Below are 14,647 nucleotides of genomic sequence, written 5' to 3' on the forward strand. Positions count from 1 at the left end.
CACATGCTGGGGATACTGCTGATGGATACGCTCGTTGACGGAATTGCGGCGATTGCGGCTTCTCTGGAGGTTTTGAAGGAGATGAACGAGATCGATCAGGAGTCCGATCTGCCATCGGTAAAACTAAAGATTGCCGAATTGACGACCGCCCTGGCCTCCGTTCAAGTGATTCTTGCAACCACTCAGCAAGAGATTGCCAGCAAGGACGAGACAATCCTGACCCTGCAACAAAACCTGGAGCGTCAAAAGACCACGATCGAGCGAGAGGGCTTCCTCTATGACCAGGCATCCGACGGGTCGCCGGAGGGGGCACCCTACTGTCCGAGATGTCATCAGAAAGATGGCGTTATGATGCGCCTCACCGAGTCGGAGCGCGACGAGTTCCGAATGGAATGCCCGGAATGCAAGGCGACCTATGCTGTCGTCGCGCGGTCGTACGCAGAACAGAGAGATAAACCTGCGATTATTTGACCGCGTGCGACTTTAATCTCCAGAAACTCTTTCAAAAAAAAATCTTGTCCGGTTCCTAAAAAAAATAGGAACCAAAATATTACTAGTGCATTTCCACTACAGAGCGTGCTGCATCTACACAGCGATTATTGGCCTTCTTGGGCTTATAACTACTGAATTTGCGCAGCGTACGAATTAGACGGCGATTTTCAATTTCGCCAGGCATGACTGACAACCTTGGTTCGTGCTTCATAGTCAAACTGTAGGAGCGATAGAATGCTGAAGAAATTCCTGTTTTCCGGTGTTGCAACGAGTGTCCTTTTCGCGTCGGCGACGACCGCGAGCGCAATCATTTACGATGATGACATGTCCGAGGCACGCAACATGACCCCTGCCGGTTCTACGTTCGAGGGCGAACTGGCACGTGAGTACAAGGACTTCTTTATCTACGAAGCCGACAAGATGTACGACTGGCCCGACGCGGACCATTTTGCCGAGAAGGCCCTGATCGCCAACAGCGGTCAGCGTGTCATGCCGGAGAAGCCGAAAGACTGGAGCATCGATAGCGTTCACATGGGTGAGCTGAACGCCGCGCGCGACAAACTGGTGTCAGCACTCGACGAAGGCGGCCGCGACCTGGCGCCCCGTGAGGCGGCGATCGCACAGGCCCGCTACGATTGCTGGGTCGAGCAGCAGGAGGAAGGCCATCAGCCGGCACATATTGCGGCCTGCCGTATCGAATTCGATGCCGCGATGGCAAACCTCGATGCTGCAATGCAGCCAAAGCTCGCTGAAGCAGAGGTGACGACCACACAGACGGAGACCCTCGTGGTCGACGATGAAGTCGCCCGCGAGGTGGTGTACTTCGACTGGAATGAGGCGGAACTAAAGCCGGACGCGCAAGCTAAACTGAACCGGTTCGTCGACGAGATGCGCGAGATGCAAAACATCGTGCTATATGTCGAAGGCCATGCGGACCGCTCCGGCCCCGCAGACTACAATCTCAGCCTTTCGAAAGAACGTGCCGAGGAAGTGCGCAGTCAGCTGATCAAGCAAGGTTTGAACGTGGGCGAAATTGAGGACCTCAAGATTGAAGCAGAGGGAGAATCCGAGCCGGCTGTCGTGACTGCCGACGGTGTGCGCGAGCCGGAAAATCGCCGGGTCGAAATCGTTGCCCGCGGCGTATCGGCTGAGATGGTGCAGACGACTACGACGACAATCACCCAGGATCAATAGCCCAGGGTTGCCAACGTCGCCGACCATCGATACGAGCTTGATGGTCGGCGGCCTTTCACTTTGAATGTAGTACACGATATCATTAGGAGCTTACCCATGACTTTCGCCGGTATGAACCGTCTTTTCCTTTTGCCGCTCGTATTTGCCGGAGGTCTGCTTGTGGCCGGTTGCGAGGAACAAGGGCCGCTTGAAGAACTCGGCGAGTCCGCAGACGAGGCCGTAAACGATGCGGGTCGTGCGGTAGAAGATGCAACCGATTAATCAATGAAACTTCGCAATGAAACAGCGCTGATGGCATTAATGCCGCAGCGCTGTTTCCTTTTTTTGAGCAAGGGCAAGTGTCGTGCAGGCTGCATCACTGAAGTCGATGTTACCGATCGTGAAGAACGAGGTGAGAACTATCCGCAGCGCTCTGTGGTTCCGGCCCACGGCCTTTTCGGTCCTGGCTGCGTTGATTGCGATGTCGGTTGCTTTGGTCGATGGTTACCTACCGGTCAAAGCCTTCGCCTGGTTCCCTGAGGTTGAGATCTCGACGCTCCGTGATCTTCTGAATCTCATGGCCGGCACCATGTTGACGGTCGCGACCGTCACTCTTTCTGTCTTGATGCTGGTCCTTAGCCTCGCGGCCGGGCAAGCGTCACCGCGTGCGGTGCCCGAGATTATGGCAGATACCGTCACGCAAAACGCTTTGGGAACCTTTCTTGCGACCTTCGTCTTTGCCCTGACGTCTTTGCTGCTGTTGGGCTTTGGTGCAGTCGCCGGTCCCGGCATCACGCTCACACTCTTCTGTGCCCTGATTTTAATCATGACCTCGGTGCGCTATCTGGTGCAGTGGATCCACCATGTGGCCGAGACCTTAAAGCTGAACCGCGTCGTATCCCGCATTCATTCTCAGGCGGAAGAGGTTCTGAAATACTATTTGGACAAGCGCCACGCATCCGAAGCAGGAGAGAGGCGGAGCTTGCGCGAGCCCCTCATGACGCTTCATCCCAACCGAACCGGCTACATCCAGCTTATTGATGAAGAGAAGATACGCTCCGTGGCCGAGGAGCAGGATATCTCGATCGAGGTCACGGTTCAGGAAGGCGACTTCGTTCATCCGAAGCGCCTTCTGCTGCGGCATGAGGGTCCGGAGCTTGACGGCGCGACGATTCGGGCGTTGCGCATGGCGATCGTTATTGGGTTTGAACGCAGTCCGGAGGCTGATCCCCGGCTCGGTTTCGAGTTGTTGACGGAGATTGCCTGCCGGGCGCTGTCACCGGGTGTGAACGACCCGCAATCCGCACTTGCATGCATCGAGTACTTGGGTGGTCTGCTTGCATTTGCGGGTAGTTGCCCGTCGCAGCATTATCCAGCGAAACACTCTAAAGATGGCCGTGTCATATTTGCCAGGGCCGACTTCGCGGCTCTGCTGGTGCGTTCCGTCCGGCCTATCGTTCGCGACGGAGCAGGGGTGGCTGAGATCATCTGCGCAATTATGTCGATCTTGGAAGAGCTGTCGGCGAGCGTTGAGCCCGAATACGAGGGCTTGATCTTGGAAGAGGTTCGCCGAGCTGAAACTCTGGGTTTGGAATCCCTTCAACTCGGCTTGGATAAGCAGGTGTTGACAGAAATAGCCGAACGTATAAAAGGCGCCAACTCAAAGCGAGAAGATCAGTGATCCGGCATTTTGCAGCAGATATAGCTGGTCGGCCGGCGGTTAACGTCGTGCAATAATCCAGACTGCGTGTATGATCCCGGGGATATAGCCTAGTATCGTGAGGATGATATTAATCCAAAACTGGGGGCCAATACCGACTTGAAGAAAAACTCCCAACGGGGGCAAAAGAATAGCGATCAGAATGCGGATCAGGTCCATGAGAGGTTCTCTTTCTAAGTAACTGTAAATATGCACGGATGGCCAGGGGTGCTCTGGGCATCGAGTTCGTACAGAGCTAACTCATGATTTCGAAAATCGTTCCACAAAAGCGCCATGATGTTGAAAGTCTCGACTGAGGGATGTGCGAAGAAAGCCGAAGATTGACAGTCAGTCGCCGTCCGCTTCGATTTCTCTGCGGACCTGTGCATAACTGATCATCGCGAAAAGGACTGTGCCGCCGACAACGTTGCCGGCCAAGGTCGGAAGTGCGAACCCGAACAGTGTTTCCAGAACATCGATTCTTCCGGTCATCAGCAAGAAGAAGGCTTCAACGGAGCCAGCAACAATGTGGGTGAAATCCGCCAACGCAATGACGTAGGTGATAAGGCCAATCATCCAGAACGCCATATGCTCCGCGGACGGGAGCAACCAGACAAGAGCCGCAATCAGCCAGCCCGCACCGATTCCTTTGATGAACATCTCGCCAGGCGAGTTCACAAAGAGATGCTCGCCGATCGATGTGATCGCGGCCATGGTTGCGGCGGGAAGTGGCTCTCCGTAGGCCAGGAACGCCGCGACAACCGCCGCCCCCGCAAAGTTCGCCAGTAGAACGATGCCCCAAAGCCGCGCGATGAGCGCCAGACATTGAAACGAAGGCGCTGCCATTAATGGCAGGACCACCGTGATCGTGTTCTCGGTGAAGAGCTGTTGCCGCGCAAGGATCACGATCAGGAAGCCAACGCTGTAGCCCATGTCCGCTACGAGCGGCGTCCAATCCGTGTCCGGCAGAAAACTCTTCAATAGAGCTTGGGTAATAACGGAAAAGCTGATCGTCAGGCCTGCTGCGACCCCTGACCACCAGAGTGCCGAGGCTTCCCGCTCAAGCTCTTCCTCGCCTTCCTGTCGCACCACCTCGTAGACGACCGCCGCTCTCAATCGGCGCTTATCCTCGACGTCCTGGTGATCCGATTCCGAGAAGGTAGGGCTTTGGCTATCGTCTACCATGTTTCCTCACGTGTCTGGACGCCGCGCTCCGTCCACCACGCTCCGGCACCCGCTAAGAAACACTGCCAGGTCAGAATTGGTTCCAATTTTTTAACAGGAATATTTTTTTTGGGCGTTTCCGGACAAAGCCCGTCAAAGACTAAAAACTATGGAACCCCGCCTTGCCGAAGAGGTTGTCAATACATCGGGTGTGGCCGCTAGAGCGGTTTGCTTTGGAGGCATCCACTCCTTGTGTTGTGAGAGAAAGGAATAGCTATGCTTTACTGGGCCGCGGTTTTTTTTGTCATCGCATTAATTGCGGGTGTATTCGGGTTCGGTGGGCTGGCATCTGCGTCGGCGGGCGTTGCGCAAATCCTCTTTTTCATCTTCCTCATTCTGCTGGTCGTCTCTCTCGTTTCGCACATTGCGCGCGGGAGGCGTTAAGCAGTCCGATTCAGCAGCTCTCAGACAGCAACAATCGCCGGAGGTTTTTTGAGACGGGCTCTTGGCCCAGCCACAGATCCAACAACGCATGAATGAGATCGCCGTTCGGCTTGAAGGCCTGTCTCTCGCCGTTGACATAGAGAGCATTCCCTTCCTGAGGCTCATAGGCGATGACGACGACGTCGTTGGTTTCAATCTCCTGAAACAGATCCTGCAGCACCATGAACATCTCGCGTGAAATCTCCTCCCGCAAATGTGAACGCCATTCGCTTGGAATCTGATCAGGCACATTGCCGTCATAGAGGATTTCCAGGCGGACGGCCTTCGGGGTCGCGGTGCTACGGTACCTGTACAGGTCGTTGGACCTGTCTTCCGTGTACAGCGATACGAGGTAGAGGTCATACCACAGCACCTCGCGCATGCCGCAGCTGGTCAGATAAAAGCTCCTGTCGACTGCATCCAGACGGTCAGGCAGAGGAATGCCCTCGAAATCCGCTGCTTCTGCGTGAACACTGAGACTGAGGAGGAGAGCCGTTGTGACCGCAAGCCATCTCGCTGTCCGCTCAAAGGCCTCTCGAATTTGGAGGTGCCGCAGGTTTGCGTCGCCGAGCATCTGGATCGTCCTCTCTGTCGTGTTCTTCCAGGGACCTTGGTACCGGGTTAACTCCCTGGTTTCGCGAAATCCTTCATTGGCAGTTTGACCGAGTGCCTCGCGAAGGTAAATGCCGCTTTCGCTATCCACTATGGGGAGTACGCCATTGCTAAAGTTGCAATCGACGGCTCATTCCACGACATGCTCCCAAGGCACGCGAATTTCCCATCGCAAACCCTCGTGCGCAAAATCAGTTTCGACTTCAGCGCCCAAGGTCCGCGCGGTCACTTTCTGCAGGATGGCATAGCCGAAGCCTTTTTTGCTTTGGGGCTTTACCGGTGGCCCTCCGTTCTCCGACCATTGAAGGTGGAGATGCGCCTGGTCCCCGGAGTCCTCAACCTTACGCCAGGAGATCTTCACCTTTCCCTGGGGATCTGACAGAGCCCCATACTTTGCTGCGTTCGTTGCAAGCTCGTGCAACGCCATGCCTATATTCTGGGTTGCGTCAACGCTTAAACGCAGATCGCTGCCTACAAGTATGATCTGGGTCTTTGCTGCGGGCAACAGATGTCCGATCTGGCCATTAATCAGTTCGACCAGTGAACCGCCGCGCCAAGCCTCCTGAACCAGGAGGTCGTGAGATTGGGCCAAACCCTGCAGCCGGCCGACAAAAGACTCGACGAACTCATCAGGGCTCTTTGCATAGGCCGCCGACTGCCGGGCCATTGCCTGGGTGACAGCCAAGAGGTTTTTTAACCGATGGTTCACCTCACGCGTAATCAGACGAAGATGCGATTCCGATTCCTTCTGTTCGGTTATGTCGACGGCAATCGAGATGATGCCGTCGAGCACACCTCCCTCGTCGTACATCGGCTCGATGCTGACGTCGAAGCAATGCTCGACGCCCTCTATTTCCACTGTCGTCTCGATACGCTGCGGCTTTTCCTCCTCCAGCGAACGGCGCTTTGCTTCGATCAGAGGTAAGGCAGTCTCCAATGGAAGTAACTCGTGATCCTTCCTGCCGATCACCGCTGCCGCACCGAACCCGGCAGGCGCGTTGTGAATCCATGTGTAGCTCAGATCCTGGTCCTGAGCGAAAATCGTAATTTTAGATCCGAGCAGAGCACGTTCGAAACGTCGGATCATCGTGGGCAGTTCCAGCAGGAGGTTAAGCTCAGGGCCCTCGGTGTCAAGCTGCCCACCGCCGGCACCACCCTGCTGTTCGGTGGAGGTCGCCCGTTTGTTGAATCCAGGAGCGCGCAACAGGGATTGGGAGCCTCCGGCCGGAGAGAACTTGCGAGAGGGCCATAACAGCACGACGGGCAGCAAAACGATCAAACAGACGATCGCCACGAGTGCGGCCGTCATGATCAGTTCTTGAATAGAAAACACGTCTTCCTTGGCCGCACTCAGGATTTGTGCGACGCCGAACGTTGTCGTGGCAATTGAAAATCCGTAGATCCAAACGCGATGACGCAGGGCAAATCCCTGTATATCTGTGAAGCGGGACATTCGTATCAGGACCAATAGACTTCCAAAAACAAGCACGGCGCTCAAACCGCCGATCCAAAAACTCATTGTTATCTCAAATCAGCGTTTCAATACCGGGGCACGGCGAAGAAGCCGCACCCCGTGAGTGGTCCAATTTCGGTAGGGAAGGGGGCATATACAGCAGTTGCAACGAGAGCGTTATGTCGCACGACATAGTCTGATGAATTTTATCGCGCCGAAATAGATTTTTTATTTTTACTGGAACTATTCCGTCTAATTTCCGTTTGCACAGTGGGCGGGACCGTCGTAGCCATCCCCCTCAACTGGTTGCGACTTCTCGTTTCTTGACGACTATTACTCTTGGGTGATCGAATTTATTCGATCACCTTCTTTTTTGATCGAAAAAAAGTAATTTTTTCTTTGGAACCAAGCCCCGATCCCGGCGGTTTATCGAAGAGATATAGAGCGGCCATCAACAGACAAAAGGAGCAAAACGATGAACTGGGATCAGGTCGAAGGAAACTGGAAGCAATTCAAGGGCAACGTCCAGCAACAGTGGGGCAAGCTCTCCGATGATGATCTCGACGTGGTGGAGGGCCGGCGGACCGAATTGGCTGGCAAGCTCCAGGAGCGTTACGGAATTGCCCGGGAGGAAGCCGAACGCGAAATCGATCAGTGGTTGAAGCAGAGCCAAAGTAACTGAAGCGGCTTGTAATCGTCTTCTTGAAACCGAAACACACTACGAGGTTAAACATGAATAAGGTCCTTTTGTCGACGAGCACGGCATTCCTGATAGCAGCTGGCTCGGCCTCATCGTTCGCGAACTGCGAAATCATCGACGCAGATCTGGACAAGAAAATCTCGGAAAACCAGCAGCTTCGGGCCGAATACAATGCCAGTCTGCTCCGGGATGCGCGGTCGTTGCGTGATGCCGCGGGAACCCTCACCGCCTACGGCAAGGAAGATGCCTGCGCGGCGGTGTCCGAGGCGATCAGAGAAATGGTGGAGAACCCGAAGGCTGCAGCAGCGGCGAAGGCCGGAGTAACGGGTGAGGAGGTCGTGGTCGCGACGAAAAGTGCCGACGATCGTCGCGCATCTGCAGTTTCCGTCTCGAAAATGACATCGAGGATCCGGGCGGAAGAAATAATTGGAACAGACGTGTTCGGTGCGAAGGGCGATACCGTCGGCGAGGTCGCGGATATCGTGTTCGGCGCAAACGGCCAACCGACCTACGCGGTCGTTTCGTACGGCGGATTTTTGGGCGTTGCCGAAGACCAGGCCGCGATTCCCTTCAAACTGCTGAAAGTGTCATCGGACAAAGAAGCTTTCTTCGTAGATATGACCGAGGAGGAGCTTGAGAAAGCGCCGAGGTTCGAGACGGGGCGGTATGACTGGATCGAAGACGAAGCCTGGCGCACGAAGAACGAGCAATACTTCGCGCCTAAGAATTAACTGGTACCTGGCCGGCAGATGGGCGCGATGGTCCATTCCCACCGATAGGGCATAAAAATCAGCGGCAGACCGGGTAGGTCGCCGCTGATTTCCAATTTTATGCCTAGCCTTATAGCGAAGCTAATCTAAATCACGCACCGGTCAAACTTGGTGCCTGGGCATGAGTTGCTTTTTGACCAAAGAAAAGCGCCTGGCTGACCACCGCCCTGATGGTTTCGGGCTGGAAGGGTTTGGTGATGAGAAAGGTCGGTTCGGGGCGTTCGCCTGTCAGCAAGCGCTCCGGATATGCCGTGATGAAGATGACCGGAACCTCGAAGCTGCCCAGGATTTCGTTGATCGCGTCCAGGCCGGAGCTGCCATCGGCAAGCTGGATATCGGCCAAGATGAGGCCGGGTTTGGTGCGCACGGCCAACGCCACGGCTTCCTTGTGCGTTCTGGCCGTGCCGGTGACGCTGTGCCCCAAGTCCTCCACCAGGGATTCTAGATCCATGGCAATGATCGGCTCGTCTTCGATGATCATGACTTCGGTCGCGAGCTGTTGCGCGATTTCGAGTGCTGCTTTGTCGGCCAATTCAGTTACCTCTTCCAGCGTGACGTCAAGTATTTGGGCGACATCCGTTGGCTCAAACTGCTCGACGGCGGTCAGCAGAAAGGCCTGACGCGGCCTGGGCGTGATGCTGTCGACTTTCTGATCGGGCATTATGCTGTCAACGGTCGGGTATTCGGTCCTTGATCCCGCCGAATTCCAGATCTTGGTAAAGACGTGGAAAAGAGCCGTTTTCGGCGCCATGTCCGCAGGGAATGAGGCGGGATCCGCAATAAGCGCTTCAAGGACAGCGGCAACGTACGCATCTCCACTTGCCTGACTCCCAGTCAGCGCGCGCGCATAGCGGCGGAGGTAGGGTAAATGGGGTGCGATCGCACTCGAAATTGACATTTGATATCCCCTAGGTTCGGAAGGTCTTTTGCTGAGACTGTCATCGGCTCAGCCGATAGATAACCCCGTGGGCGAAAAAAAGTTCCCTGCAAGCGGAACTTTTTTTGCTTTCGCGCATTTCCCCATCATTAACGGCAAAATTCCGCGGCATTGCAGCGCCAAGACCGGCAAGATTGTCGGTACCAAATTGTGCGTTTAGGATGGCGCTGATCGGAACTGAGGCGAGTAAGGAATGGAAATGACCAGCGACGAGCAAGCCGGCGGTGACAAAGGTCGAGGAGCGGTCCGCGGCAAGCTGAGCACTGATGCGCAGGACAAAATTGGCGAGAAGTTGCGAGGCATGTATGAAACGGTTGCAACCGAGCCAATCCCCGAAAAGTTTCTGGACCTCTTGAAGTCTCTGGAAGAGGCGGAGCAGGGTCAGAAAAGGGATGATGAATGATGCAGGTGAAAGCTTCATTCAAGGAGAGCTTGGTCGGTGCGATTCCGAATCTGCGGGCCTTTGCGGTTACGCTCACGGGGAATGTCGACCGTGCCGACGATCTGGTTCAGGAAACGCTCGTCAAAGCCTGGTCGAAATCCGACTCCTACGAGGAGGGCACGCACCTGCATGCCTGGCTCTTTACGATCCTGCGTAACACCTTCTACTCCGAGTTCAGGAAGCGTAAGCGCGAAGTTGAGGACACCGACGGCAGCATTGTTGCCAAGCTTTCATCTCACGCCGAGCAGACCGGCAAAATGGATCTCGTGGACTTCAAAGCCGCGCTGACACAACTTCCCCCTGACCAGCGCGAGGCCCTGATCCTGGTTGGCGCTTCTGGCTTTACCTGCGAGGAGGCGTCGGTTATTTGCGGCTGCGCGGTGGGAACGATCAAGAGCCGGGTAAACCGGGCACGGGCTAAACTCACACAGATTCTCGATGTGGAGTCAGGGGATGACTTTGGACCGGACCCGACCGCGCAGGCAATACTTTCAACCAACCTGTCCGACGCGAAAGCAGTTTGAAGCCAGAGGGGACTGGTTGCCATGTGGTATTCGCGATCACTACAGTTTCGTCTCGCGGTCCTCTTGTCGATCGCCGTGGCACCCGCCGCGGTTTTCGCAGTCATATCCTCTCTGACAATCAACTCCAACACGCGCGCCTTCAAGACCACCGCGATCGAGCAAATTGCAACGCTGGTATCAGAGCGTGAGCGTATGCGGCTCGAGAAAGCGTCCGAGGTCATCGAGGCCCTGGTGAACCGTCCGCTGGTTGGAGCTCAGAACGCCTGTCATGCGCTTGCCGAAACCGCCCATGCGATCAACAACGATATTGAAGATCTCGCGATCCTGCGGCAGAGCAATGAGGTTGTCTGCTCGACCCGCAGCATTGCGACCACTGCAAACACCAACCCGCAGCCCGCGGTGTTTTCCCGCGATCTTGAGTCAGAAGGATCGCGAAGCTTTACGTTCGGGCGCGACGAAACACTTATTTCGATCGAGTATACGCCTGCCTCGAGTGACCCGCTCATCATATTCGGGTGGGTAAAAAACCGCCTGCCCAACCTTCTGGTTGACCCAGAGTTCTCAAACCGGGGCTTAGAGGTTGCCTTGGTTACGGCAGACGGTGACGTTATCGGCAATATATCCGCATCTGACCAAGCACTAGCGGCCTGGAACAAGGTGGATAGCGGTTTTGAGGAGGGCGATGGTGAGCGTCTCTATGCGTTCGCGCCCATCACTGCAGGGGGAGCCGGTGTCTTGGTTGGTGGGGTGCGCGAGCAGGTCTTCGGGAGCGAGCGCTGGCGGCTGTGGTCTAGTCTGACGACGTCGCTTGGCACCCTGTTGATTGTGATCGGAACCGCGTGGATCGGCGTAAACAAGCTCGTCGTCCGCTGGATATCGAAATTGCGGACGGTCGCCGCGTCTTACGCCGACGGTGACCTCTCGGTCCGGGTCGCAGACGTCGACAAAATGCCCTTGGGGATTGCCGAGTTTGCGACGACCTTTAACAGAATGGCGGACGCCATCCACGAGCGCTCGTCAGACCTCGAAGAATCGGTGCGCCAGCAGTCTCATCTCCTTCGGGAGCTGCATCACAGGGTAAAAAACAATTTCCAGGTTATGGGCAGCCTTCTTGCACTACAGAAAAAATCGCTCAATCCTTCCCAACAAAGCGTTCTTTTGTTCTCGGAAGAGCGCATCCAGGCGATGGCGACAGCTTATCGCGTGTCTTATGCCAACGGTGAAATAGGGTCTGTCCCGGTCGCCACGCTGATTGACGAGGTGAGTGGGTACATCTGCCGGCATGCTGGGCGCCCCGTGGATTGCGTGAACTTCGAGGACCATTCCGGAAAACCGCTGGATATCTCGCTCGACCAGGCAATCCCTCTCGCATTTCTGCTCACTGAGATGTTGAGCCCGGCACTCCGAACACCCGCTCAGACTCCTTTGCTGGACTCGGAAATTGTCTTGAGGGAGAGCGGGGATAAATCGTGCGAACTGACGGTAACGGTGCCTCAGGCCAACAGTAAATCCGCTGACGAAGAGAAGCTTCATCAGCGGCTGTGCAAGGCATTCGAGTTACAACTGGATGCGACCTTGACCCGTCGTGATACCGACGGCCGGGTCCGTTGGGCGATCGATTTTGTAAGAGATGACGGGTGTGTTGCTGAGGGATGAACCTATCGTGACGGCTGTTGCGGATGGTCACGAAGGAGCGATTTAAAGAGTTTTACCGGCGTCCGGCCATTCCTCTGCGTGTTCTCGTTTGCTCCGCTATATGAGCGGGCGCGGCCGGCGCTTGTTTCCCTCATATTTCGCGAGTTCCCGCAACTGTAGCTGATCCCCGATTCTGACGCGGCGATCGGAGATTGCGATCAGCTGCCGCTGCATCAGTTTCTTCAGCGTTTTATTCGTGTGGACGAGAGATAACCCCAGAGCGTCCGAGATGTGATACTGAGTGAGCGGGAAATCAAAAGAGTCATCCACGACAAGACCTAGGGGTTCCAGGCGGTCGTGAAGGCTGACCAGCAGGTACGCGATGCGTTCAGCGGCTGAACGCCGGCCGACGGTCAGCAGATTATCATCGACCAATGCTTCCTCGTGCGCCGCGATCCAGGTGACATCAAAACCCAGAGAAGGTTGTTTTTCATAGAGCTCGAAGAAGCGATTCCGCTCAAACACGCAGAGTGTCACGTTCGTGAGCGCGCTCACCGAGTGCTCAGGTTCGGTGAACATTGCCGATTGCAGGCCAATTAGGTCTCCAGGAAGTAAAACCGAGAGAATTTGCCGCCGACCGTCTTCCATCATGTGATAGCGGCACGCCCAACCTTTATAGAGCGTGTAGATATGATGATCGGCCAGGCCCTCCTCGACGATATCCGTTCCGGCCCGATACAGTTTTTCACCAACCTTGAAGCCCGAGACGAAATCGACTTCCTTGTCCGCCATGGGACGAAATGCGGGTTGTTTCCGCAAAGGACAGGTGACGCAGCGAACATTGAAATTGCTACGGGTTTGTTGCACGGGCCGCTCCTCTGTGTCCTGAAAACTTTCATCGAGACTATGTCATAGTTTATTTCAGCGACACCCCCGGACCGCTACGTTGCAAGCTTGAGTTAATCTGGATCCTATGAGGTGCCCTAATGACAACGTCGTGGTCCAGTGTTGGTTCCCGTGATTGCGGCGGGCTTTGTTATCGCGCCTCCTTGACAGGCGGGCAGGATGGCTAGCGTCTATCACGAACCAGTCCCTCCGCCGCCTGTCGCGCAATCGAAAGCCGGCGGGTGTCCGGAGATCGCCATGACGAGTGCTGCGGCAGACGGTCCCGAGTTGCTCCTGGTAGAAGACACCGTGATCATCGCGATCGACTTTAAAGATCGTTTGCAGGATGCCGGTGCAAGTGCCGTAACGATCGCGTTAAAGCTAAGCGAGGCTCAGGATGCATTGTTACATTGCGACTACGATGGCGTGGTCCTGGACGTTAAACTTGGCTCGGAAAACAGCCTCGCACTCGCTGACGCACTGCTTGTAAGGGACATTCCGGTCGTTTTCGTAACAGGATACGACACCGACTTTCTACGCCCGGCCAGCTTGCGCAGCATCCCCGTCTATGAGAAACCTGTCTCTTCAAGGGATCTCACTGACATTGTCCACAGCTTTGACACGGCGAGCGGCCATACGCGCAAGGTTTCGCTGACGGTACCGAATTTATTTGCAAATTTAGTTGGAACCAAAGTTCAATCTGCACGTTGCTCCTAGCGAACACGCGTTCTTTCAAGGTTAAAGGCCATCGCGCTTCAGCTTTGCTGCACCCGGCGTGCGGCGAGGTTGCCCAGGGCCAATCTCCTGAAAAAGAGAACAAACAGATGATAGGAGCTGAGAAAATGGACTACCTCAAACACATTGGCGCTGCCGTCGTTGTCGCACTCGGCCTGAGTGCCTGTAACACCATCGAAGGCATTGGTGAAGATGTCGAAGCAGGTGGCGAAGCGATCAGCGAGACGGCTGAGGACACGAAAGAGAAACTTTAGCCGAAAGTGCGTTTAGGCTCGCGGTCAGATCCCTACGGGAACGCGCCGTCGGCCAAAGGCGCACGGGAAAATCTGCCGCTCGAGCAACCCGGTCGGCGATGATGCCCGCAACAAAAAAAGCGCTGCTGAACAATGTCAGATGTTCGGTGGCGCTTTCGTTTAAAGCGGGATGGCCAGTATCGCAATAGATCGCACTTTTCTGACACGGCCGTACGCGTTTCATCTTATGGGTGTACTACGCAGCCGCAGGTTTCAGCGATAGGCTGTCCGGTGGTTTTCCACTCTCTTCATCAACTGCCTCCCGTTTGCCGACACTTTGAGAAGTTGCTCAGCGCGAGAGGACTCAATGCTTCGTCATGCTGTTTAATCTCAGTTTTAAAGTGGCAGGCTAACCGCGACACGCTATGCCAAGCCCGCAGCTCTGCGGTGGGACAGCGGTCTATTGCAATCTGTGCGACCGATCGAGAAAAAAGCTGCAGCGATTTTGCTATTTACGTGATAGTCCGATGGCCGAAAAGACTGCACAAAGTTGGTTGCGTGCCCCCGCAACCAAACACCAAAGTGTCCGACCTGGAGACATAGGTAACAGCTTGTACCTATGACATGGGTAACACACTGGAGCCGAACGGTGTGTCGATGGTTTGCAGAGTTTTCTGCTCCAGGTCTATGTATCCCAAATCATAGTTCAT

At 55.3% G+C, this 14,647-nt stretch carries 18 protein-coding genes; 12 read left to right on the forward strand and 6 right to left on the reverse strand.

What is annotated here, in order from left to right; all coding sequences use genetic code 11:
* Window positions 1-21: 21 nt before the first annotated feature.
* From FKG95_RS28425 to FKG95_RS28435, 4 genes are all read left to right on the forward strand, one after another.
* Window positions 22-471 carry a hypothetical protein gene (locus FKG95_RS28425; protein WP_142899856.1) on the forward strand — a complete coding sequence of 150 codons (450 nt, stop codon included), beginning with the start codon at window positions 22-24 and terminating at the stop codon, window positions 469-471.
* A 255-nt stretch (window positions 472-726) separates the two neighbouring features.
* On the forward strand, window positions 727-1,686 hold the full coding sequence (locus FKG95_RS28430) for an OmpA family protein (RefSeq protein ID WP_142899857.1): 960 nt from the start codon (window positions 727-729) through the stop codon (window positions 1,684-1,686).
* 96 nt (window positions 1,687-1,782) lie between these two features.
* Window positions 1,783-1,947 carry a hypothetical protein gene (locus FKG95_RS29840; protein ID WP_179954323.1) on the forward strand — a complete coding sequence of 55 codons (165 nt, stop codon included), beginning with the start codon at window positions 1,783-1,785 and terminating at the stop codon, window positions 1,945-1,947.
* Between the two features lie 130 nt (window positions 1,948-2,077).
* Window positions 2,078-3,346 (forward strand): DUF2254 domain-containing protein, encoded by a 1,269-nt coding sequence (locus FKG95_RS28435; RefSeq protein WP_179954324.1) that lies wholly within the window; start codon window positions 2,078-2,080, stop codon window positions 3,344-3,346.
* Between the two features lie 39 nt (window positions 3,347-3,385).
* Here the strand turns inward: FKG95_RS28435 and FKG95_RS28440 are convergent, their stop codons facing one another.
* Both FKG95_RS28440 and FKG95_RS28445 read right to left on the reverse strand, forming a co-directional pair.
* Window positions 3,386-3,544, reverse strand: coding sequence for a YqaE/Pmp3 family membrane protein (locus FKG95_RS28440; RefSeq protein WP_142899859.1), 159 nt, complete (start codon window positions 3,542-3,544; stop codon window positions 3,386-3,388).
* Between the two features lie 168 nt (window positions 3,545-3,712).
* On the reverse strand, window positions 3,713-4,549 hold the full coding sequence (locus tag FKG95_RS28445) for a formate/nitrite transporter family protein (protein WP_142899860.1): 837 nt from the start codon (window positions 4,547-4,549) through the stop codon (window positions 3,713-3,715).
* 255 nt (window positions 4,550-4,804) lie between these two features.
* On the opposite strand from FKG95_RS28445, the gene FKG95_RS28450 reads away from it, so the two are divergent.
* Window positions 4,805-4,972 carry a DUF1328 domain-containing protein gene (locus FKG95_RS28450; RefSeq protein WP_142899861.1) on the forward strand — a complete coding sequence of 56 codons (168 nt, stop codon included), beginning with the start codon at window positions 4,805-4,807 and terminating at the stop codon, window positions 4,970-4,972.
* 10 nt (window positions 4,973-4,982) lie between these two features.
* Here the strand turns inward: FKG95_RS28450 and FKG95_RS28455 are convergent, their stop codons facing one another.
* Together FKG95_RS28455 and FKG95_RS28460 are read right to left on the reverse strand one after the other, a co-directional pair.
* Window positions 4,983-5,585: a chalcone isomerase family protein gene (locus FKG95_RS28455; RefSeq protein ID WP_142899862.1), complete on the reverse strand. Its 603-nt coding sequence runs from the start codon at window positions 5,583-5,585 to the stop codon at window positions 4,983-4,985.
* Window positions 5,586-5,753: 168 nt separating this feature from the next.
* Entirely contained in the window at window positions 5,754-7,112 is a 1,359-nt protein-coding gene (locus FKG95_RS28460) for a sensor histidine kinase (protein WP_246116933.1), read from the reverse strand.
* A 439-nt stretch (window positions 7,113-7,551) separates the two neighbouring features.
* Between FKG95_RS28460 and FKG95_RS28465 the strand changes: the two genes are divergently transcribed.
* Window positions 7,552-7,758 carry a CsbD family protein gene (locus FKG95_RS28465; RefSeq protein WP_142899864.1) on the forward strand — a complete coding sequence of 69 codons (207 nt, stop codon included), beginning with the start codon at window positions 7,552-7,554 and terminating at the stop codon, window positions 7,756-7,758.
* Between the two features lie 50 nt (window positions 7,759-7,808).
* A complete protein-coding gene (locus FKG95_RS28470) occupies window positions 7,809-8,507 on the forward strand; it encodes a PRC-barrel domain-containing protein (RefSeq protein ID WP_142899865.1) in 699 nt (232 codons plus the stop codon).
* Window positions 8,508-8,637: 130 nt separating this feature from the next.
* On the opposite strand, the gene FKG95_RS28475 is transcribed toward FKG95_RS28470, so the two are convergent.
* Window positions 8,638-9,444, reverse strand: coding sequence for a response regulator (locus FKG95_RS28475; RefSeq protein WP_142899866.1), 807 nt, complete (start codon window positions 9,442-9,444; stop codon window positions 8,638-8,640).
* A gap of 232 nt (window positions 9,445-9,676) precedes the next feature.
* On the opposite strand from FKG95_RS28475, the gene FKG95_RS28480 reads away from it, so the two are divergent.
* The 3 genes from FKG95_RS28480 to FKG95_RS28490 are packed head-to-tail and all read left to right on the forward strand — an operon-like array spanning window position 9,677 to window position 12,105.
* Window positions 9,677-9,886, forward strand: coding sequence for a NepR family anti-sigma factor (locus tag FKG95_RS28480; RefSeq protein WP_142899867.1), 210 nt, complete (start codon window positions 9,677-9,679; stop codon window positions 9,884-9,886).
* Complete coding sequence (locus tag FKG95_RS28485) at window positions 9,883-10,449, forward strand: sigma-70 family RNA polymerase sigma factor (protein WP_246116932.1); 567 nt, start codon at window positions 9,883-9,885, stop codon at window positions 10,447-10,449. The genes FKG95_RS28480 and FKG95_RS28485 overlap by 4 nt, the downstream gene beginning before the upstream one ends.
* A 21-nt stretch (window positions 10,450-10,470) precedes the next feature.
* Window positions 10,471-12,105: a sensor histidine kinase gene (locus tag FKG95_RS28490; RefSeq protein ID WP_142899868.1), complete on the forward strand. Its 1,635-nt coding sequence runs from the start codon at window positions 10,471-10,473 to the stop codon at window positions 12,103-12,105.
* Window positions 12,106-12,201: 96 nt separating this feature from the next.
* Here the strand turns inward: FKG95_RS28490 and FKG95_RS28495 are convergent, their stop codons facing one another.
* Complete coding sequence (locus tag FKG95_RS28495; RefSeq protein WP_218940402.1) at window positions 12,202-12,951, reverse strand: Crp/Fnr family transcriptional regulator; 750 nt, start codon at window positions 12,949-12,951, stop codon at window positions 12,202-12,204.
* A gap of 276 nt (window positions 12,952-13,227) precedes the next feature.
* Between FKG95_RS28495 and FKG95_RS28500 the strand changes: the two genes are divergently transcribed.
* Both FKG95_RS28500 and FKG95_RS28505 read left to right on the forward strand, forming a co-directional pair.
* Window positions 13,228-13,686 (forward strand): response regulator, encoded by a 459-nt coding sequence (locus FKG95_RS28500; protein WP_179954326.1) that lies wholly within the window; start codon window positions 13,228-13,230, stop codon window positions 13,684-13,686.
* 125 nt (window positions 13,687-13,811) lie between these two features.
* Window positions 13,812-13,958, forward strand: coding sequence for an entericidin A/B family lipoprotein (locus tag FKG95_RS28505; protein ID WP_142899871.1), 147 nt, complete (start codon window positions 13,812-13,814; stop codon window positions 13,956-13,958).
* The last annotated feature ends 689 nt before the right edge of the window (window positions 13,959-14,647 follow it).

The organism is Denitrobaculum tricleocarpae, from assembly GCF_007004665.1.
GTDB classification, from domain to species: domain Bacteria; phylum Pseudomonadota; class Alphaproteobacteria; order Kiloniellales; family Kiloniellaceae; genus Denitrobaculum; species Denitrobaculum tricleocarpae.

Excerpts from the sequence above, each read along its gene's own strand:
- FKG95_RS28470 (WP_142899865.1), top strand. The coding sequence starts at position 7,809 with ATGAATAAGGTCCTTTTGTCGACGAGCACGGCATTCCTGATAGCAGCT.
- FKG95_RS28445 (WP_142899860.1), bottom strand. The coding sequence starts at position 4,549 with ATGGTAGACGATAGCCAAAGCCCTACCTTCTCGGAATCGGATCACCAG.
- FKG95_RS28450 (WP_142899861.1), top strand. The coding sequence starts at position 4,805 with ATGCTTTACTGGGCCGCGGTTTTTTTTGTCATCGCATTAATTGCGGGT.
- FKG95_RS28505 (WP_142899871.1), top strand. The coding sequence starts at position 13,812 with ATGGACTACCTCAAACACATTGGCGCTGCCGTCGTTGTCGCACTCGGC.
- FKG95_RS28475 (WP_142899866.1), bottom strand. The coding sequence starts at position 9,444 with ATGTCAATTTCGAGTGCGATCGCACCCCATTTACCCTACCTCCGCCGC.
- FKG95_RS29840 (WP_179954323.1), top strand. The coding sequence starts at position 1,783 with ATGACTTTCGCCGGTATGAACCGTCTTTTCCTTTTGCCGCTCGTATTT.
- FKG95_RS28485 (WP_246116932.1), top strand. The coding sequence starts at position 9,883 with ATGATGCAGGTGAAAGCTTCATTCAAGGAGAGCTTGGTCGGTGCGATT.
- FKG95_RS28455 (WP_142899862.1), bottom strand. The coding sequence starts at position 5,585 with ATGCTCGGCGACGCAAACCTGCGGCACCTCCAAATTCGAGAGGCCTTT.
- FKG95_RS28430 (WP_142899857.1), top strand. The coding sequence starts at position 727 with ATGCTGAAGAAATTCCTGTTTTCCGGTGTTGCAACGAGTGTCCTTTTC.
- FKG95_RS28465 (WP_142899864.1), top strand. The coding sequence starts at position 7,552 with ATGAACTGGGATCAGGTCGAAGGAAACTGGAAGCAATTCAAGGGCAAC.
- FKG95_RS28490 (WP_142899868.1), top strand. The coding sequence starts at position 10,471 with ATGTGGTATTCGCGATCACTACAGTTTCGTCTCGCGGTCCTCTTGTCG.
- FKG95_RS28480 (WP_142899867.1), top strand. The coding sequence starts at position 9,677 with ATGGAAATGACCAGCGACGAGCAAGCCGGCGGTGACAAAGGTCGAGGA.
- FKG95_RS28440 (WP_142899859.1), bottom strand. The coding sequence starts at position 3,544 with ATGGACCTGATCCGCATTCTGATCGCTATTCTTTTGCCCCCGTTGGGA.
- FKG95_RS28500 (WP_179954326.1), top strand. The coding sequence starts at position 13,228 with ATGACGAGTGCTGCGGCAGACGGTCCCGAGTTGCTCCTGGTAGAAGAC.
- FKG95_RS28425 (WP_142899856.1), top strand. The coding sequence starts at position 22 with ATGGATACGCTCGTTGACGGAATTGCGGCGATTGCGGCTTCTCTGGAG.